The organism is Streptomyces sp. NPDC107517 (genome assembly GCF_055582645.1).
Genome location: NZ_JBVJPM010000013.1, coordinates 164,147 through 181,538 on the forward strand (window position 1 = coordinate 164,147; position 17,392 = coordinate 181,538).

Sequence of the window (17,392 nt, forward strand, 5' to 3'; positions counted from 1 at the left end):
CAATGCAGAAGTCAGAAGGCGGGACAGCGGGATGTGATCCTGCGGCCCCCGGCCCCGCCCTCGGCCGTCACCCCAGCCCGTCCAGCTCCCGGCCCACCGCGTCCGCGTCGACGCCGTGGCCGCCGTTGTCGAACTCCAGGATCCGGGCTCCCGTCCAACGGCATTCCGCGGTGGACGCCTTGTCCCAGAAGGCGTCCCAGTCGGCCAGCTTGGACGCGTCGCGGGCATGGCCACGGGCCCGCACCCGTGCGTGGGCGGTCTCCTTGTCCACGCGGACCCGGACCACCACGTACTCGATGTCCCGGGGCCAGCCATGCCGGTCGGCGAGCGACGTCAGGTAGCCGGGATCGGAGAAGTAGCGGCCGAAGGGGGCGTCGAGGACGACCGAGCTGCCGAGGCGGAGGTTGTCCCCTGCCAGGTCCAGGAGGGTCGCGTACTCCAGGTCCATGACGACGGACTGGTAGTACGGGTTGTGGTCGCGCTCGGACGGGTCCGTGCCGGCCGCGGCCAGGAGCGCCTCGGTCAGCCTCGTGCAGACGGTGTCCTTGTCCAAGTAGACGGCGGCGGACCGCTCGGCGATCAGCCGGGCCACGCTGGACTTGCCGGACCCGGCGGGGCCGATCACCAGGTGGACTCGGGGAGTGCTCATCTACGGGCTCCGGGTGGGTCAGGCGGCGACGGCCGGGCGGCGGTCCTTGACGAAGAGCAGGTACGACAGGCCGCCGACGATCAGCAGCACGCCGCCGATCAGGAAGACCAGGCTGTAGTTGTTTCCGGTGGCGTCGAGGATCGCGCCGGAGACGACAGGGGCCGCGGCGGCACCGAGGAAACCGCCGAAGTTCTGGATCGCTCCGAGCGAGGCCACCTGGTGCTTCTCCGCGATGTCTCCGGCGAGCGTCCACAGGCAGCCCATCGGGGCCTGTGCCGCGAAGTATCCGACAGAGAGGAGGACCATCGCGAGGGCCGTGCTGTCCACGTAGGCGACAGGGATGACCGCGACGGCGGCCAGCGCGGCGCCGCCGACGATGGGCACCTTGCGCGAGGTGACTGGGGAGTGGCCCTTGCGGATCAGCCGGCCGGACAGCCAGCCGCCGGCCAGGACGCCCGCGATGCCGCAGAGATACGGCAGGGAGGACAGCCAGCCGGTGTCGGCGAGGCTGAAGCCGCGGGAGGTCTGGAGATAGCTGGGAAGCCAGGTGAGGTAGACCCAGACGGTGTAGAAGATGCCGAACGCGCCGAGCACCATGAACCAGGTGTTCTTCTGCCGGAACATCTGGCCCCAGGCGGCCTGCGGATCGCCGGACGCCTTGGCGGCGGCCGCGGCCTCGGCGGCCTCCGCGCCCTTGATCAGCGCCTCTTCGCGCAGCGTCGGGTCGCGGTAGATCCGCAGCCAGACGAGGACGATCACCAGGCCGAGAGCGCCGACGGCGAGGAACATGCCGCGCCAGCCGAAGGTGATCAGCAGGCCCGTGAGCAGCGGCGGGGCGAGGGCATTCGCGATCTGCGAGCCGGTGTTGACGATCGAGACGGGCAGAGCGCGCTCGTCCTTGTTGAACCAGCGCTCGTTGACCTTGAGCCCCGCGGTGAAGAACGGCGACTCGGCGACGCCCAGGGCGACGCGGGCCGCGTAGAGGGTGCCGAAGGAGGTCGCGGCCGCGCCGATCATGGACACCAGCGACCAGAGCCCGGCCGCCCAGGCGTACATCTTCTTGGGGCCGAAGCGGTCGACGAGATATCCGGCCGGCAGGTTGGCGACCGCGTACGGCCACGAGAAGGCGGCGAGCAGCAGACCCATCTGCGTGGAACTGAGGTCGAACTCATCGGCGATGGTGGTGTTCGCGATGCTCAGGGTCGCCCGGTCGAGGTAGTTGACGACGCCGCCGATCACCAGCAGGGCGACAAGGACCCAGCGGATACGGATCGACTTGCGCAGGGCGGTCCCGTCCTGGTCCAGGGAGTCCGGGGACAAGGGGGCGAGGGTCTGCTCGGCCATGGAAGAGAGCTCCTTTGCTCCATTAACGGCGGGGCGGGGACGGAGAGGTGCCGTAGGGCGGAGGTGTGCGGATCAGGCCCGGGCCTCGGCGATGGCGCCGAGCATGGTGGCCGCGGCCCTGGTGACCTTGTGGTAGTCGCCGTCGGCGCGCGCGGCCTTGGTGACGGAGGAGCCGACACCCACGGCGCTCACCCCGGCGTCGAACCATTCCTTCACGTTCTCCGGTGTGACCCCGCCCGCGGGCATGACCGGCGCCTGCGGGAGGGGGGCCTTGACCGTGCGGACGTAGGCCGGACCGAGGAACTCGGCCGGGAACAGCTTCACGATGTCGGCGCCGGCCTGCATGGTGTCGACGATCTCGGACGGCGTGAAGGCGCCGCTCACGGAGACCGCCTGGTAGCGATTGGCGACCGCCAGCATCGCCGGGTTGAGGTTGGGGCTGACCAGGAGGTTGGCCCCGGCGGATATGCAGCGGTGTGCGGCCTGCTCGTCGAGGACCGTGCCCGCGCCGATGACGATGCCGTCCGCGCTGTGGCGGTCGGCGAGACTGGAGATGACATCCAGTGCGCCGGGCACCGAGAGCGTGATCTCCAGCGCACGGATGCCTCCCTCTATCGCCGCTTCGGAGACGGCCAGGGCTTCTTCGGCGCTGTCGAGGCGGACGATCAGGAGGGCCCCAGGACGGGTGATGGCGTCAAGGGCGTTAAACTTTGTTCCCATAGCGCAACACCGTAGAACAATCTTTCACATCGTGTCACGCGGATGAGAGTGGAGTCACATGAGCGACAAGGCACCGCTGATCCCTGAGCAGCGCCACCAGGAACTCCTGCGCCTCCTGCGCAGCAACGGCGTCCTGAGCATCAGGGAACTGACCGCCAGCCTGGGCGTCTCCCATATGACCGTCCGCCGCGACATCGCCGCCCTGGAAGACGCCGGCCAGGTCGTCTCCGTGCAGGGCGGCGTCCGCCTCGCCGACTGGACGGGCAGCGCACCGCCCCGGGAACGCGCCTCCCGGGCCGCACTGGAGGTCCCCCGCAAGCAGGCCATTGCGCATGCCGCCGTCGAACTCGTCGACGACGGCATGACGCTGTACCTGGACGCCGGAACGACCTGCCAGGAAGTCGTTCCGCTCCTCGCCGCCCGCACGGACCTGACGGTCGTCACCAACGACTTCCACGCTGCCCTCGGCCTGATGGCCCTGCCGTCCGTGCACACCATCCACACGGGCGGCGAGACCGACGCGGACAGCGGTTCGAGCAGCGGCCCTCTCGCCGCCCGGACGATCGAGGTACTCAACATCGACCTGGCCTTCCTCAGCACGGGCACCTGGGATCTCGCTCACGGCGTGACCAGTCACTCCTCGGAGAAGGTCCTGCTGAAGCAGGCCGTCATGGCCTCGGCCGCCTCGGTCGCCCTGCTCGCCGACAGCTCGAAGTGGGGCGGCGTCGAGCGCTTCACGGTGGCACGCCTCGACCAACTGGACGCCGTCGTCACGGACACCGGCCTGCCGGCCGAGATCACCGACAGCATCGCGGATCGGGGACCGAACGTGCTTAGGGCGGGCTGATCGGGGCGAGTGCGACCGGGGACTCAGCCGACCACGTCCGCGACCAGCTTCTCGATCTCCGCCGCCGTGCGCTCGTCCGGGTGGCCGACCGTCATGCGGGCCGTACCGGCCGGCAGACCACGTGCGATCAGTGCGTGCTTGATGCGGCCCGTGCTCGGACCGAGCAGCGCGACCACGCGGTCGACGCGTTGCTGGAGGCGGGCGAGTTCGTCGGCGTCGGCGCCCGCGCGGTGCGCCGCCGCCAGCTCCAGGAACGGCTCCGGGATCGCGCCCGAGCAGCCGGAGACGACGCCCGCACCGCCTGCGTCGAGGACATCGGTCAGCAGGGCGTCGCTCCCGGAGTAGACGGCGAAGCCGTCGGGGAGGGCGGCACGGTAGGCGGCGACCTCGGTGGACGGGGAGCCGCTGAGCTTGACGCCGACGAAGTCACCGTCGGCCGCGAGGCGCCCGAACAGCTCGGGCCCCACGGTGATGCCGCTGCGCTCGGGGAACAGGTACGCGTACAGCTCGGCCTCGCCCGCGGCCTCGCGCACCCGGCGGAAGTAGTCGCGCAGTTCACCCTCGGTGGCGGCGAAATAGTACGGGGTGAGGGCGGCGATACGGGTGGCACCCACGGCGACGGCGTCGCGGGTCAGGGCGGCAGCGGTGTGGGCGTCCGGGGCGCCGGTGTGTGCCATCACGGCCTCGGGACCGGCGGTCTCCAGCGCCAGTTCGAGGAGCCGGCGGCGCTCGGCACGGTCCAGAGCGGGGAACTCGCCGGTGGTTCCCGCGATCATCAGCCGGCCCGTGGTGGCGGCTGTGAAGCGGAACAGCTCGCGGGCGGCAGCCAGGTCCACCTCTCCCGTCGTCGTGAACGGGGTGACGAGCGGGGTGATGACGGTGGACTGCAGAGGAACAGAGTGGGACATAAGAGGGCGATCCTTTCGGGATGACGCGCACAACCGGCGGAAAGTCAGAGGATTTTCGTCAACGGTTAACCGTTGACGACTCCAGATCGTATGACTCAGGATGACCGAAGTCACGAGCCGCAGGGGTCGCCGCCGACCCCACTTCACGTCGGAGCGCACCATGCCCGTTCAGCCCGAACACCTCGTCAGCCTCTACCACTTGAACGACCTGAGCCCCGCGGAACTGCGCCGGCTGCTCCCCGGCCACCCGGATCTGCGCATCTCCGAGATCGGCCCCGACGAGGACCCGCGCCACCGCCTCGAGACGCTGTCGACGGCCACGGTCGTCCTCGCGCCGCTGGAGAAGGAGCGGCGTATCACCGCGGAGCTGATGAACGCGATGCCGCACTGCCGGCTGATCCAGTCGGTCGCGGTGGGCTTCGACGGAGTCGACCACGTCGCCGCCGCCGAGCGCGGCATCCCGGTCGCCAACCTCCCCGGCTTCAACACCGACGCGGTCGCCGACTGGACGGTGGGTGCCCTGCTGTACCTGCTGCGCCACTTCGCCCTCGGCCACGAGAAGGTCGAGCGCGGCGAGTGGGGCCCCGACGGCCTGCGCGGCCCCGACGTCTCCTCACTCACGGTCGGCATCGCGGGCTTCGGCAACATCGGCCGCGCCGTCGCCCGCCGCCTCGACGCCTTCGGCGCGAAGATCCTGGTCCACGACCCGTACCCGAGCGACCCGGACCGCGAGTACGTCTCGCTGGCGGAGCTGGCCCAGCGCAGCAACGTTCTCACCCTCCACATGCCGCTCAACGGGCAGACGCGCGGCGCCGTCGGCGCCGAACTGCTGGAGCGCATGCCGCACGGCTCGTACGTCCTGAACGCCGGCCGCGGCGGTGTGCTCGACGAGGACGCGGTGGCCCGGGCCCTGGACTCGGGCCGCCTGGCGGGTGCCGCCCTCGACGTGTTCACCGAGGAGCCGCTGCCCGCCGCTTCCCCGCTGCGCGGCCGCTCGGACGTCCTGCTCAACCCGCACTCCGCGGGAGTGACCCACACCGCGTACGACAATCTGCGGGCCTCCGTGATCGAGAGCCTCGACCTGGTGCTCTCCGGCAAGTCCCCGCGCGCCGTCGTCAACGGCGTCTCGCCGGACCAGGCCCGCGGCTGAACCTGCCGCCCGCCGCTCTCCCTGCCCCAGTCCCTGCCCCAGGAACGCAAGGTACACAGTGACGTCCACCCAGCCTGAGACCCGCCCCTCCGCCGCCGATCCCGACACTCCGCACACCACCGGCCCCCGCCCCCGCACCGGCCGGGTCCGTTTCGCCGTCCTCGGTCTGCTCTTCGCCGGCATCACGATCAACTACATCGACCGGGCCACCCTGAGCGTGGCGCTGCCCCACATCAGCGAGGACTTCCACATCTCCTCGACGATGTCCGGCCTGATCATGTCGGCGTTCTTCTGGACGTACGCCTTCGGGCAGATGCCCGGCGGCTGGCTGGCCGACCGCGTCGGACCGCGCGTCGCCCTCTTCTTCGCCAGCCTGTGGTGGGGCGTGGCGACCGCGCTGATGAGCATCGCCCGCGGCACCGGCATGCTCGTGGCGCTCCGTATGGTCCTGGGCCTCGGCGAGGCCCCCTCCTTCCCGGCCAGCGCCAAGGTCGTCGCGAAGTGGTTCCCCAAGGGAGAGCGCAGCTTCGCCTCGGCGACGTTCAACAACGGCAACGCCGTCGGCGGCGCGCTGTCCATCCCCCTGGTCGCCCTCGTGGTCGCCGGCCTCGGCTGGCGCGCCGCCTTCCTCGTGGCCGGCGGACTCGGCGTCCTGTGGGCGTTCGGCTGGTGGCTCTACTACCGCGACCCCGAGCGACACAAGCAGCTCAAGAAGCCGGAGTTCGACTACATCAAGGCCGGCCAGGACACCGGGGACGCCCCCGAGCAGACCGCGATCAGATGGCGCGACCTGTTCCGCTTCCGCCTGGTGTGGGCGATGATGCTCGGCTTCTTCTGCGTCAACTTCGTGGCCTACTTCTTCATCACCTGGTTCCCCTCGTACCTCGTGGAGACGTACCACCTGTCCACGCTCAAGTTCGGCTTCCTCGGCATGGTGCCGGGTCTCGCCTCGATGGTCGGCGGCTGGTGCGGCGGGCTGGTCTCCGACTGGCTGGTGCGCCGCGGGACGCCGGTCACCAAGGCCCGCAAGATCTGTCTCGTGGGCGGTCTGCTCGGCACCTCGGTGATCGCGCTCGCGGTGGTCTCGCCGAGCGTCGGCATGGCGCTGACGGCACTGTCCGCCTCGTACTTCTGCTCCACGTTCGCCGCCGCCAGTGTGTGGTCCCTGCCCGGCGACGTCGCCCCGACCCCCGGCCACGTCGGATCCATCGCGGGCATTCAGAACACCGCGGGCAACATCGCGGGCATCGTCTCCCCGCTGCTGCTCGGCGTGCTGATGGGCAGCAACGGCTCCTTCACCCTGCCCCTCATGACGGCCGGCTGCGTGGCGCTGATCGGTGCGGCGACGTACGCGTTCCTGCTGCCGAAGGTGCAGCCGCTGAGGCTGGACAGGTCCGGCTCCAAGACGGTGGCATAGTGGCTTTCCGTTGACCGTTGACAGTGGGGCGGGCGCACTCGAGCACGGTGCGTCCGCCCAGGGGCGAGGAGGACCAGGCGTGGACCGGCTGGCAGTGGATCAGGTACGGCAGCTGCCGCTGGGCGAGCGCGTGGCGCACCAGCTTCGGATGCGGATCGTCAAGGGCGAACTGGAGCCGGGCACGCATCTCGTGGAGGGCGCCCTGGCCGACAGTTTCGACGTCAGCCGCGGCCCGATCCGTGACGCGCTGCGCCGCCTCGAGTCCGAGGGCCTGGTGGAGTCCCGCCGACGCGGAGTCTTCGTCACCGGGCTCGGCGAGGACGACATCGACGAACTGTTCACGCTCCGCGCGTCCATGGAGCGACTGGCCCTCACCCGCACCATCGAGCGTGCCGATGTGCCCGCCGCGGCCGACCACCTCGATGCGAGGGTCGCCGTCATGGCGAAGGCGGCGGATGACAAGGACCCCTCCGCGTTCGCCGAGGCGGACCTGGAGTTCCACACCACGTTCTACCAACTCGCCCAGCACCGGCGCCTGTGGGCGGCATGGGAGCAGTACCGGCCGGTGTTCGCGGCCCTCCTGGACGTCACCAACACCCAGGACCGCGACCTGCACCCGTCGGTCGCCTCCCACGCCGACCTGGTCCGCGTGGTCCGCTCGCGCGACACGGATCAGGCGGTCGAGATGCTGAGCGAGCACATCCTGAGCGCCGGGCGTCGGCTGCGCACCAGGCTGAAGGAAGCGCAGTGACACGGCGCACCTGAGCGCTGCCCAGCCCGCTCCGCGCGGTCCCGTACGTCGGCACGCCGAGGACCGCGGGCGCGGGCCCGGGTGAGTGTCACCCCTGCGATACCGCGCCCCGTGCCTGGCGTACGTAACCGCGTGTCTTGTCGACGACATTGCGCAGGGGCCTGCCCTCGGCCCTTCGCATGAGGTTGTCGAGGAACAGGTCGGCCAGGTCGGAGCGCCAGCCGCGGATCTCCCCGGCCGTGTGCGGCGAGACGATGACGCCGGGCAGGTCCCACAACGGCGAGGGACGGGGCAGGGGTTCACGGACAAAGACGTCGAGGGCTGCTCCGGCCAGGCGGCCGTCGGCAAGGCGCCGGATCAGGGCCGCCTCGTCGACGAGGGCGCCACGGCCGATGTTGACCAGCCTCGCCCCCGCCTTCATGGCGCCCAGCACCGCCGTGTCGACCATGCCGCGGGTCTGCCGGGTCAGCGGGGCCGCGAGGACCACGTAGTCCGCGTCCGCGAGCGCGGCATGGAGGGTGGCGGGACCGTGCACGCAACCGAAGTCCGGGTCATCGTCGACCGGTGCGCGGCCCGCACCCGCCACTTCCATGCCGACCGCGCGCAGCAGCCGGGCGATGGCGCGGCCGATGGGGCCCGTCCCCCAGACAAGGGCCGTTCGGCCCGCGATGCGCTCGCTGTCCCTGGGCCGCCATTCGCGACGCCGCTGATGTTCCAGCGTGCCGGGGAGGTCCTTGGCCAGGGCGAGGACGAGGGTCAGTACGTACTCGGCGATCGGTTGGTCGTAGACGCCCCGGGAGTTGGTCAGGACGACCGCTGGGTCGTCCACCAGGGCACGAAAGAGCAGCGGGTCGACACCCGCCGCAGCTACATGGACCCAACTCGGTGCGAGCGCCGGGTCGTCGGGCCATGCCTCGGCGACCGCCTCGCTTAGGGAGTGCCAGCAGAACAGGGCGTCGGACCCCGGAAGGAGGATCGGCAGGTCCTCCTCGGTGGCGTACACGGTGTTCGCCAGGGCCTCGATACGGTCGGCGTGCGGTGGCAGTTGGCCACGGTGCAGGACGACGAGCCGGTCAGCCACGGGGCTCCGCCACCGGGATCGCCAGGTACTTGTACCCGGGGAGCGCGTCGATGCCGACGCGGCCGCGCGACTTCGGGACGGCCTCAATCACACCCTGCGGGGCCGTGTGGGTGGTGGTCATCAGGGGGTGCCTCCGCGAGAGTCGGGATCCAGTACAGGGTCGAGCAGTTGTGCAAGGTGCAGGGCTCGTGGCCGGTGAGGGCCGCCGACGTGGGCCACCGGTGTGCCATCGGGTCAACACGCGCCGCGCGATGTCGAGCTGTCCGGTGGTGCCCCGGGTCAGGCCGCAGCACAGGCCCCTGCGCACCGTGGCCGGCAGACCCGCGTCGGCCAGGACGCGGGCACTGGCCCAGGCCGCCTCCGGACGGAAGGCACGCGTGAACGAGTCGACGATCAGCAGGACCGAGGCTTCGGTGTCGGACGGCGGCGGCAGGTGTCGGCGCAGGGCCCGGCGTGAGGCGAAGCGGGGCAGCGCACGCTCGCCGGTGACGCCGCCCGCGCGCGATCCAGCGGCCGTCCGGACCGGTGAGCAGGGCGTTGACGGGACGGGCCGCCCACCGGGCGAGCGCCGCCCACCAGAGGAGCCAGTCCAGTGTGTCGTGGCTGCGCGGGCGCAGGCGCCAGGCATAGTGCCGGTGCAGGAATGCCGACGTGTACGCGGCCATGTCGACGCCCGTATCGGAGAGTCGGACGCGCAGGCCTTGCACGGCGGGCCCAGATCGAGAGCGTCGTGGACGGCGGCCGAGCGGTCGCCGCCGGGCAGCACATCGCCGAGCCGCTCGACCAGGCCCTGGAGCGGACGGTGCAGGACGGTCGTGTACTGGCCGTGGATGAGCGTGGCCACCTGCTCCTGGGCGGGGGCCACCACCTCGGGGTGGCAGTGGCCGGTGCTGGTGACGCCGATGCCGATGCCGATGCCGATGCCGATGCCAGCAGTAAAGCCCCGGCAGCGGCGCCCCTCGGCGCCGACCAGGTGAACCTCCTCGCCTCGTTCGGCGACGACCGGTGTGGCATGACGCAGGTGCTCGGACAGGTGGCTCATACGGCAGCTTTCCCAGGACGCGATGAAGGGCGGGGAACGACCTTCAGCCTCCGGGCGGGGTCACCGCACGGTCAACGTCCACGGTGTTCGGCCGGGCCGCGGGATGTGGACGGTGTGTCAACCCGGCGCAGCCTCGGCCCGGATCACGCAACACAGTGTTCCGACCGGCACCCGGAAGGCGAACACCGTGTTCATTGACGCTGCCCCCGGCCTGCACGAGTGTGATGAGCCAACCGATGAGCCACCCCCGGAACACCGGCCCGGCACCTCTCCCCTGTCCCACGTTGCCGTCGTGTTCCGAGTGACTCGCCTGCCCGCGAGCGACTCGTCGATCCTGCGCGCGTCCCGCCCTTGCCGTTCCGCGTCCCCCAGGAGCTCCAGCATGTCCGCGACTTCGACTTCGACCGACGAACGGGGCCTGTCCCTCGACGACGCACCGGTCACGTCCTTCCACCGCCGGATCACGGTGGTGGCCATGGGCGGCCCGTTCTGCGACGGCTACCTCCTCGGCGTGATGGGCGTGGCACTTGGCCTCATCACCCCGGCCCTTCACCTCGACACCCTGTGGACCGGCCTGATCGCTGCCTCCGTACTGGTAGGCGTCTTCCTGGGCGGCGCGGTGTTCGGGCCGGTCACCGACCGGTTCGGGCGCCATCTGATGTACGTGCTCAATCTGGCGGCGTTCGTGCTGTTCTCGGCGCTGCAGTTCTTCGTCACCGAGGCGTGGCAACTGCTGGTGCTGCGCCTGCTCATCGGCATCGCGATCGGCGCCGACTATCCGATCGCCTCGGCCCTCACCACGGAACTGGTGCCGCGCCGGATGCGCGGTCCCGCCCTGTCCGGCCTGGTCCTCGCGTGGTGGGTCGGGTACGGGGCGAGCTTCTGGGCGGCCTGGGCGCTGACCGGCCTTGGCGACAACTCGTGGCGCTGGATGCTGGCCTCCGGCGCAGTGCCGGCCCTGGTGTTCATGTTCCTGCGCTCCGGAGTGCCCGAGTCCCCGCGCTGGCTGGCCGCGCGGGGCCGGTTCGACGAGGCACGGCGCGTGGTGCGTGAGCACCTGGGCCGCGACGTCGACGAGGCCGAACTGCGCGCGGAAGCCGGGCTGGTCACGGAGGCAGGGCACGAGCAGCGGGGCGGCTCGGGCCTCGGCAACCTCGTCGAGATCTTCCGGCGCGGCTACACGGTCCCCGTCGTGTTCTGCTCCGTCTTCTGGATCTGCCAGGTGGCGCCCGCCTTCGCGGTGCGCTCCTTCCAGCCGCAGATGCTCTCCGCCCTCGGTGTGGAGAGCACGTACGGGGCGAGCGCGCTGATCACGACGATCGCAGTGGCCGGTATCGGCGTCGGTCTCCTTGTCGTCAACCGGATCGGCCGCCGCTCACTGCTCGTCGGCAGCTTCGCCTGCATCGGCCTTTCCCTGCTGGCACTCGCGGTGCTGCCGCTGCACTGGGCATTCCTGGTGGTGGCGCTGTTCGCCGCCTTCCAGTTCTTCGAGGCGGCCGGCAGCGGGCTGCAGTTCGTCTACCCGAGCGAGCTGTTCCCCACCGATCTGCGGGCCACCGGCGTCGGTATCGCCACGGCCATGAGCCGGGTGGGCTCGGCGAGTTCCACGTTCCTCCTCCCCATGGTCTCCGCCGACCTGGGCGTGCGGGGCACGCTCGGCATCGCCGTGGCGATCACGGTGGTCGGCCTGCTCACCTCCGTGTTCCTGGCACCCGAGACCAAGGACCTGGACCTGGCGGACGCCGGCCGCCGCGTCTGACCACTCCGAATACCCGAAGTTCCCATACCTACAGGAGAGTCACCATGCGCAAGGTCGTCAGCTTCGACTGCTACCGCACCCTCATCAACTTCGACACCCAGTCGGCCACCCACGAGATCGTCAAGGACCGTCTGGAGCAGTACGGCGTCGATCCGAAGCAGTTCCATCACGACGCGTACGTGATGCGCTTCCAGGGCGTCGTCGACGACTACCGCCCCTACCGCGAGACCGTCCGCCGCACCCTGCGCAACGTGATGCTGCTGCACGGTCTGGAGTACCGCGACGAGGACGGCGAGGCGCTCATCGAGGCGATCAAGAAGTTCAAGGCGTTCCGCGAGGTCCCGGACGCGCTGCGCCGCCTCAAGTCCGAGTACGACATCGCGATCCTCTCCAACAGCGAGGACGACCTCATCAAGTACGCGGTCGACGAGCTCGGCGTGGAGTGGGACTACGTGCTCACCGCCGAGCAGGCCGGCGCCTTCAAGCCGCTGCCGCGGGCCTTCGAGTACCTGATGGAGGCGACGGGCCGCGGCCCCGAGGACATCATCCACACCGCGCAGGGCTGGGAGTACGACATCATGCCGACCAAGCGGTACGCGGGCATGCGGCGGATCTGGGTCAACCGGTACGGGTTCCCGGGCTCGGCCATGTACCAGCCGTACGAGGAGATCAAGGACCTGTCCGAGCTGCCGGGGCTGCTCGGCGTCTGACAGGCCCAGCCCTCACCACCCCCGCGCCGCGAAAGACAAGGACACGCCCCATGACCACGACCACGGCCGGCCGGCCCGCCCCGGTCAACGGCCGGATCTCCCACTGGTTCGCCGAACTGCCCACTCCCCGCGCCCCGTTGCCCGGCGACCGCGACGCCGACGTCTGCATTGTCGGTGCCGGCATGACGGGACTGTGGACCGCGTATTACCTGAAGAAGGCCGACCCTTCACTGCGGATCACCGTTCTGGAAGCCGAGTTCGCCGGTTTCGGCGCCTCAGGGCGCAACGGCGGCTGGGCCTCCGGACTGATCCCCGGCGCCCGTGAGCGACTCGCCGAGCAGTACGGCCGCGAGGCGGTGCTCGACTGGCAGCGCGCCATGAACGAGGCCGTCGACGAGATCATCGCTGTCGCCGCGCGCGAAGGCATCGACGCCGACATCGTGAAGGGCGGCACGCTGCGGGTGGCCCGCACCCCGGCCCAGGCCACCCGACTGCGCCACAAGACCGAGGCGGACCACGCATGGGGTGTCACCGACACGGTTCTGCTCACTCCGTCCGAGGCCGCAGCGCGCATCAACGTCGACGGCATGACGGCGGCGGTCTACACGCCGCACTGCGCCCGGCTGCAGCCCGCGTCCCTGGTGGCCGGGCTCGCCGCCACCGTGGAACGACTCGGCGTCACGCTCCACGAACAGACCCGCGTCACCGCGATCGAACCGGGTCGCGCCGTCACCACGCATGGCACCGTGAAGGCCCCCGTGGTGCTGCGCGCCACAGAAGGCTTCACCGCGGGGCTGCCCGGGCTCAAGCGCGCCTGGCTGCCGATGAACAGCTCGCTCCTCGTCACCGAACCGCTGCCCCGTTCGGTGTGGGACGACATCGGCTGGGCGGGCCGCGAGACCCTCGGCGACACCGCGCACGGCCACCTGTACGCGCAGCGCACCGCGGACGACCGCATCGCCATCGGCGGGCGCGGCGTGCCCTATCGGTTCGGCTCGCGCACCGACGACGCGGGCCGCGTCGACGACCGCACGATCGCCCAACTCACCGACACCCTCCACACAGTGCTGCCGCAGACGGAGGGGGCGCGGGTCGATCACGCCTGGTGCGGCGTCCTGGCGGTGCCGCGCGACTGGTCGGCGACCGTCGGGCTCGACCGGGAGAGCGGGCTCGGCTGGGCGGGCGGCTACGTCGGTCACGGTGTGACCGCCACCAACCTCGCCGCCCGCACCCTCACCGACCTGGTCCTGCGCCGCGACTCCCGGCTGACCCGGCTGCCGTGGACCGGGCACAGCCCCGGCACCTGGGAACCCGAGCCACTGCGCTGGCTCGGCGTGCGCGGTCTGTACGTCGCGTACCGCCTCGCGGACCGGCACGAGGCGAGCGGCCGCAGTCGTACGTCGCCGATCGCGACGGTCGCCGACTTGATTGCCCGGCGTCCCTGAAGCTCGTGGAGACGTGAAGGCCGCTTCGGCAGAAGGGAGTTGAGGCGGTCTACCCCCAGCTCACAGGGCCCACACCACAAGATCACCTCTTGCGCGGTCAGCGCTCCGCCACGCACAGTGGTCCGCAGGCCCGTGCCGGAGCGCTCGGCACGCCCACTCAGGAGGCTGCCCTCATGCCGTTCCTCACGGTCGCTGACGTGCTGCGGCTGCCCGTCATCGCAGCCGGACTCCCGCGGGTCGCCGCCGGGGAGGACCAGTTGGACCACATCGTCCGATGGGTCCACGTCACCGAACTCCTCGACCCGGCCAGTTTCCTGGAGGGCGGCGAACTGGTCCTCACCACCGGCATGCCGCACCCGTCCGACCCCGGCCAGCTCCGCCTCTACGTCGATCAGTTGGCGGACGTAGGCGCGGCCGGCCTCGTCGTCGAGCTCGGCCGCCGATACCAACAGGCGCCACCCGACCTGGTCGTGGCGTGCAAGGAGCGCGGTCTGCCGCTGGTCCTGCTGTCGCGCGGGGTGCGGTTCATCGAGGTCACACAGACCGTCCACGCGCTCATTCTCGACGCCCAGGGCGAACTGCTGCGGCGCGCCCAGCAGGTGCAGCAGCGCTTCACCGCACTCACCCTGCACGGCGCTGGACCGGACGAATTCGTCAGGGCGGCGGCCGAGTTCACCGGCTGCCCGGTGGTGCTGGAGAACCTCGTCCACCATGCGCTGATCTGCGCGTCGGGCGACTCCACGAACGGGCAGGTCCTGGAGGCCTGGCCGCGCCGCTCCCGCACGGCGCCGACGCCGGACCGGACCGGACCCAGCGGCCCCGAGGGCTGGCTCGTCGCCCCGGTCGAGGAACAGGGAAAGCACTGGGGGCGCCTGGTGATGCTGCCCAAGGCCGCCGGGCAACTCCCGGGCCCCGAGCACACCATGGTCCTGGAACAGACCGCGACCGCCCTCACCCTGGCCCGGCTCGCCGCCCCGTCCTCGTGGGCCCGGCGCGCCCACAGCTCGGTCCTGCACGACCTTCTCCACTGGCGCTATCGCAGCCGCACCGAGGCTCGCCTGCGAGCGGAGGCCCTGGGCCTGCCCACCACAGGCCACCGTCTCCTGCCTCTCGTCATCGACCACTCCGGCATCGCATCCACCCCCCAGGACGCCTCGGGCCCGGCCGACCACCTCGCCGAGCACCTCTCCACATCCGGTGTGAAGGCGCTGGTGGGCGAGCTGCCCGGGCAGCGCACCGGCGTGCTCCTCGCCCTGGCCCGGGCCACACCGTGGCAGCCCGTGACCCAGCGAATCGGCCACGACCTCCAGGAGACCTTCGGCTCAGGCATTGTCGTAGCCGTGGGCCCCGGCGTCACCGAACTCAGCCGAGTCACACGGGCGTTCCGCGAGGCCGAACAGGTCGCCGACGCCATCGGCCCTGCCTCACGCGACCGCCCCTTCCACGTGGCCTCCGACATCGCTCTCCCCGAACTCCTCTACTCGCTCCGTGACGACATCCGCGTACAGAATTACGTGGAGCGGCAACTCGGCGCCCTCGTCCACCACGACGAATGTCACGGCACGGACCTGCTGCCCACACTGCGCGCCTACCTCGAAGCCGCCGGCAACAAATCGATCGCGGCCAAGCACAGAGGCCTCTCCCGCCAGGCGTTCTACCAGCGCCTCCACGCCATCGCGCGCATGATGGGAACCGACCTGGAATCCGGCACCTGCCGCACCCAACTGCACGTGGCGATCACCGCACTCGACGCACTGAGCCAGACCGGGGCGGCCTCCGCGTCGTAGGTTCCCGCCGGTGGCCGTGAACCTCACCGAGGATGCGGCTCCGGCCACGCGGAAACCCGCCGCCACAAGCGCTGAGCACGGCGACGCGCAACCGCTCTGTGTCCAGCGCGTGCGCATCTTTCGCTGGGCCGTGAAGTCGGTGGGCGTGGTGGATAGACCCACCCTCGGCACGGTGAGGCTGGATCCGCGTCCGGACTGCGCGTGGCCAAACTTGCCCGCCGCTGGGAGCGTCGATCAGTCAACGGTGCTCGCGGCCCGCCAAAACAGACAACGGCCGGTTCGAGAACCTCGAACCAGCCGTTGACCGGCAATGCAAACTACTGACCGTCGGGACGACAGGATTTGAACCTGCGACCCCTTGACCCCCAGTCAAGTGCGCTACCAAGCTGCGCCACGTCCCGGTCGCGCCGCCCGGCGGGTGTTCCGCTTGGCGGCGCAGAAAGAACAATACCCCAAGCTCAGGGGTGGTCTTTGACATGCTCCTCGGGCTATAGCCCGAGGATTCTGGCCGTCCCACGGGTTGCTGTGCCGCTACGCGGCACGGCTTCCTGCTGGGATTCCGTGGCTTCCTGCTTCTTCGCGCTGTGCCAGAACGGGTGCTGGTCTTACCGGCGCTCCGCAGGCCGATGCCGCCAGTCCGGCGGCCTGTTTCACATTGATCGACGCGTTGTGGTCACGGTCGTGGATGGTGCCGCACTCAGGGCAGGTCCATTCCCTGACCTGCAGGGGTTTGGGCCCGTCGTGGTGTCCGCAGGTGGAGCACATCTGGCTGGTGGGCTCAAACCGGTTGATCTTGATAAGGGTCCGTCCGTACCTGGCCGCCTTGTAGGCGAGCATGGTCACGAACTGTGACCATCCCGCGTCATGGACGGACTTGGCAACTTTGGTGCGCGCAAGGCCCTTGACCGACAGGTCTTCCACGGCGATCGCTTGATTCTCGCGGATCAACCGGGTGGAGAGCTGATGGTGGAACTCCTTGCGCGCATCGGCCACCTGCGCATGCGCGCGGGCAACCTTGAGCCGGGCCTTGGCCCGGTTCTTCGAGCCCTTCTGCTTACGGGACAGCTCCCGCCCGGCCTTCTTGAGTTTCTTCTCCGCCCGGCGCAAAAACCGAGGAGAGTCGATCTTCGAGCCGTCGGACAGCACCGCGAAGTGGGTCAGGCCCAGGTCGATACCGATGGCCTGCTCGGTGGCGGGCATCCGGCCGGCGTCGGTGGCCGGGTCGGTGTCGATGACGAAGCTCGCGAAGTACCGCCCCGCCGAGTCCTTGATCACCGTGACCGAGGACGGCACCACGGGCAGGGCGCGGGACCACTTCACCCGCACCTCGCCGATCTTCGGCAGGTTCAGCCTGCCACCCGCAGTGATGGACCAGCGGGCGTTGGCCGTGAACCGGATCGACTGCCTCGAATCCTTCCGCGACTTGAACCGCGGCGCCCCCACCCTCGCACCCTTACGCTCCCCCTTGAGGGAAGCGAAGAACGCCTTATAGGCGGACTCCACATCCCGCAAAGACTGCTGGAGCACCACCGAGGACACCTCGCCTAGCCAGGACCGCTCCACGGTCCGCTTGGCCTTGGTGATCAAGTTCTGGGACAGCTCGGCGGCCTTCGGATACGGCAGACCCGCCGCGCGGGCGTCCTGGCGGGCACGCACCGCGTCGTTGAACACGACCCGCGCGCACCCGAACGCCCGGCTCAACGCCATGCGTTGACCCGGTTCCGGGTACAACCGGAACGCATACCGAAGCTGCATGAATGTCACCCTAGGTGCGCCCGTCCG

Annotated in this window: 15 protein-coding genes and 1 tRNA gene; 8 read left to right on the forward strand and 8 right to left on the reverse strand. The window is 70.3% G+C overall.

Features of this window, described 5'->3' with window-relative positions:
• Positions 1 to 67: 67 nt before the first annotated feature.
• The 3 genes from ACZ67T_RS28000 to ACZ67T_RS28010 form a co-directional block, all read right to left on the reverse strand.
• Positions 68 to 649, reverse strand: coding sequence for a P-loop nucleotide/nucleoside kinase family protein (locus ACZ67T_RS28000; RefSeq protein ID WP_469987746.1), 582 nt, complete (start codon positions 647 to 649; stop codon positions 68 to 70).
• 18 nt (positions 650 to 667) lie between these two features.
• Positions 668 to 1,993 (reverse strand): MFS transporter, encoded by a 1,326-nt coding sequence (locus ACZ67T_RS28005; RefSeq protein ID WP_469987747.1) that lies wholly within the window; start codon positions 1,991 to 1,993, stop codon positions 668 to 670.
• 72 nt (positions 1,994 to 2,065) lie between these two features.
• Positions 2,066 to 2,713 (reverse strand): bifunctional 4-hydroxy-2-oxoglutarate aldolase/2-dehydro-3-deoxy-phosphogluconate aldolase, encoded by a 648-nt coding sequence (locus tag ACZ67T_RS28010; protein WP_469987748.1) that lies wholly within the window; start codon positions 2,711 to 2,713, stop codon positions 2,066 to 2,068.
• A gap of 58 nt (positions 2,714 to 2,771) precedes the next feature.
• Here ACZ67T_RS28010 and ACZ67T_RS28015 point away from each other — a divergent pair, with 58 nt between their 5' ends.
• Positions 2,772 to 3,560: a DeoR/GlpR family DNA-binding transcription regulator gene (locus ACZ67T_RS28015; RefSeq protein WP_469987749.1), complete on the forward strand. Its 789-nt coding sequence runs from the start codon at positions 2,772 to 2,774 to the stop codon at positions 3,558 to 3,560.
• 23 nt (positions 3,561 to 3,583) lie between these two features.
• On the opposite strand, the gene ACZ67T_RS28020 is transcribed toward ACZ67T_RS28015, so the two are convergent.
• Entirely contained in the window at positions 3,584 to 4,468 is an 885-nt protein-coding gene (locus ACZ67T_RS28020; RefSeq protein ID WP_469987750.1) for a dihydrodipicolinate synthase family protein, read from the reverse strand.
• Positions 4,469 to 4,628: 160 nt separating this feature from the next.
• On the opposite strand from ACZ67T_RS28020, the gene ACZ67T_RS28025 reads away from it, so the two are divergent.
• From ACZ67T_RS28025 to ACZ67T_RS28035, 3 genes are all read left to right on the forward strand, one after another.
• Positions 4,629 to 5,618, forward strand: coding sequence for a 2-hydroxyacid dehydrogenase (locus ACZ67T_RS28025; RefSeq protein ID WP_469987751.1), 990 nt, complete (start codon positions 4,629 to 4,631; stop codon positions 5,616 to 5,618).
• Positions 5,619 to 5,676: 58 nt separating this feature from the next.
• The gene (locus ACZ67T_RS28030; RefSeq protein WP_469987752.1) at positions 5,677 to 7,035 is read left to right on the forward strand and encodes an MFS transporter; all 1,359 of its coding nucleotides are present in this window, start codon (positions 5,677 to 5,679) and stop codon (positions 7,033 to 7,035) included.
• 79 nt (positions 7,036 to 7,114) lie between these two features.
• Positions 7,115 to 7,786, forward strand: a complete 672-nt coding sequence (locus ACZ67T_RS28035; RefSeq protein ID WP_469987753.1) for a GntR family transcriptional regulator — start codon at positions 7,115 to 7,117, stop codon at positions 7,784 to 7,786.
• Between the two features lie 88 nt (positions 7,787 to 7,874).
• Here the strand turns inward: ACZ67T_RS28035 and ACZ67T_RS28040 are convergent, their stop codons facing one another.
• Positions 7,875 to 8,867 carry a D-2-hydroxyacid dehydrogenase gene (locus tag ACZ67T_RS28040; RefSeq protein ID WP_469987754.1) on the reverse strand — a complete coding sequence of 331 codons (993 nt, stop codon included), beginning with the start codon at positions 8,865 to 8,867 and terminating at the stop codon, positions 7,875 to 7,877.
• A complete protein-coding gene (locus ACZ67T_RS28045; protein ID WP_469987755.1) occupies positions 8,860 to 9,909 on the reverse strand; it encodes an aminotransferase class III-fold pyridoxal phosphate-dependent enzyme in 1,050 nt (349 codons plus the stop codon). Before ACZ67T_RS28045 ends, ACZ67T_RS28040 begins: the two co-directional genes overlap by 8 nt.
• A 382-nt stretch (positions 9,910 to 10,291) precedes the next feature.
• Here ACZ67T_RS28045 and ACZ67T_RS28050 point away from each other — a divergent pair, with 382 nt between their 5' ends.
• The 4 genes from ACZ67T_RS28050 to ACZ67T_RS28065 all read left to right on the forward strand — a co-directional run bounded on the left by ACZ67T_RS28050 (position 10,292) and on the right by ACZ67T_RS28065 (position 15,610).
• Complete coding sequence (locus ACZ67T_RS28050; RefSeq protein ID WP_469987756.1) at positions 10,292 to 11,668, forward strand: MFS transporter; 1,377 nt, start codon at positions 10,292 to 10,294, stop codon at positions 11,666 to 11,668.
• A 44-nt stretch (positions 11,669 to 11,712) separates the two neighbouring features.
• Positions 11,713 to 12,378, forward strand: a complete 666-nt coding sequence (locus tag ACZ67T_RS28055) for an HAD-IA family hydrolase (protein WP_469987757.1) — start codon at positions 11,713 to 11,715, stop codon at positions 12,376 to 12,378.
• 50 nt (positions 12,379 to 12,428) lie between these two features.
• Positions 12,429 to 13,823, forward strand: coding sequence for an NAD(P)/FAD-dependent oxidoreductase (locus ACZ67T_RS28060; RefSeq protein WP_469987758.1), 1,395 nt, complete (start codon positions 12,429 to 12,431; stop codon positions 13,821 to 13,823).
• Between the two features lie 173 nt (positions 13,824 to 13,996).
• Positions 13,997 to 15,610 (forward strand): PucR family transcriptional regulator, encoded by a 1,614-nt coding sequence (locus ACZ67T_RS28065; protein WP_469987759.1) that lies wholly within the window; start codon positions 13,997 to 13,999, stop codon positions 15,608 to 15,610.
• 327 nt (positions 15,611 to 15,937) lie between these two features.
• Here ACZ67T_RS28065 and ACZ67T_RS28070 read toward each other — a convergent pair.
• Together ACZ67T_RS28070 and ACZ67T_RS28075 are read right to left on the reverse strand one after the other, a co-directional pair.
• Positions 15,938 to 16,011, reverse strand: a tRNA-Pro gene (locus ACZ67T_RS28070).
• Between the two features lie 130 nt (positions 16,012 to 16,141).
• Positions 16,142 to 17,365 (reverse strand): RNA-guided endonuclease InsQ/TnpB family protein, encoded by a 1,224-nt coding sequence (locus ACZ67T_RS28075; RefSeq protein ID WP_469987760.1) that lies wholly within the window; start codon positions 17,363 to 17,365, stop codon positions 16,142 to 16,144.
• Positions 17,366 to 17,392: the final 27 nt, after the last annotated feature.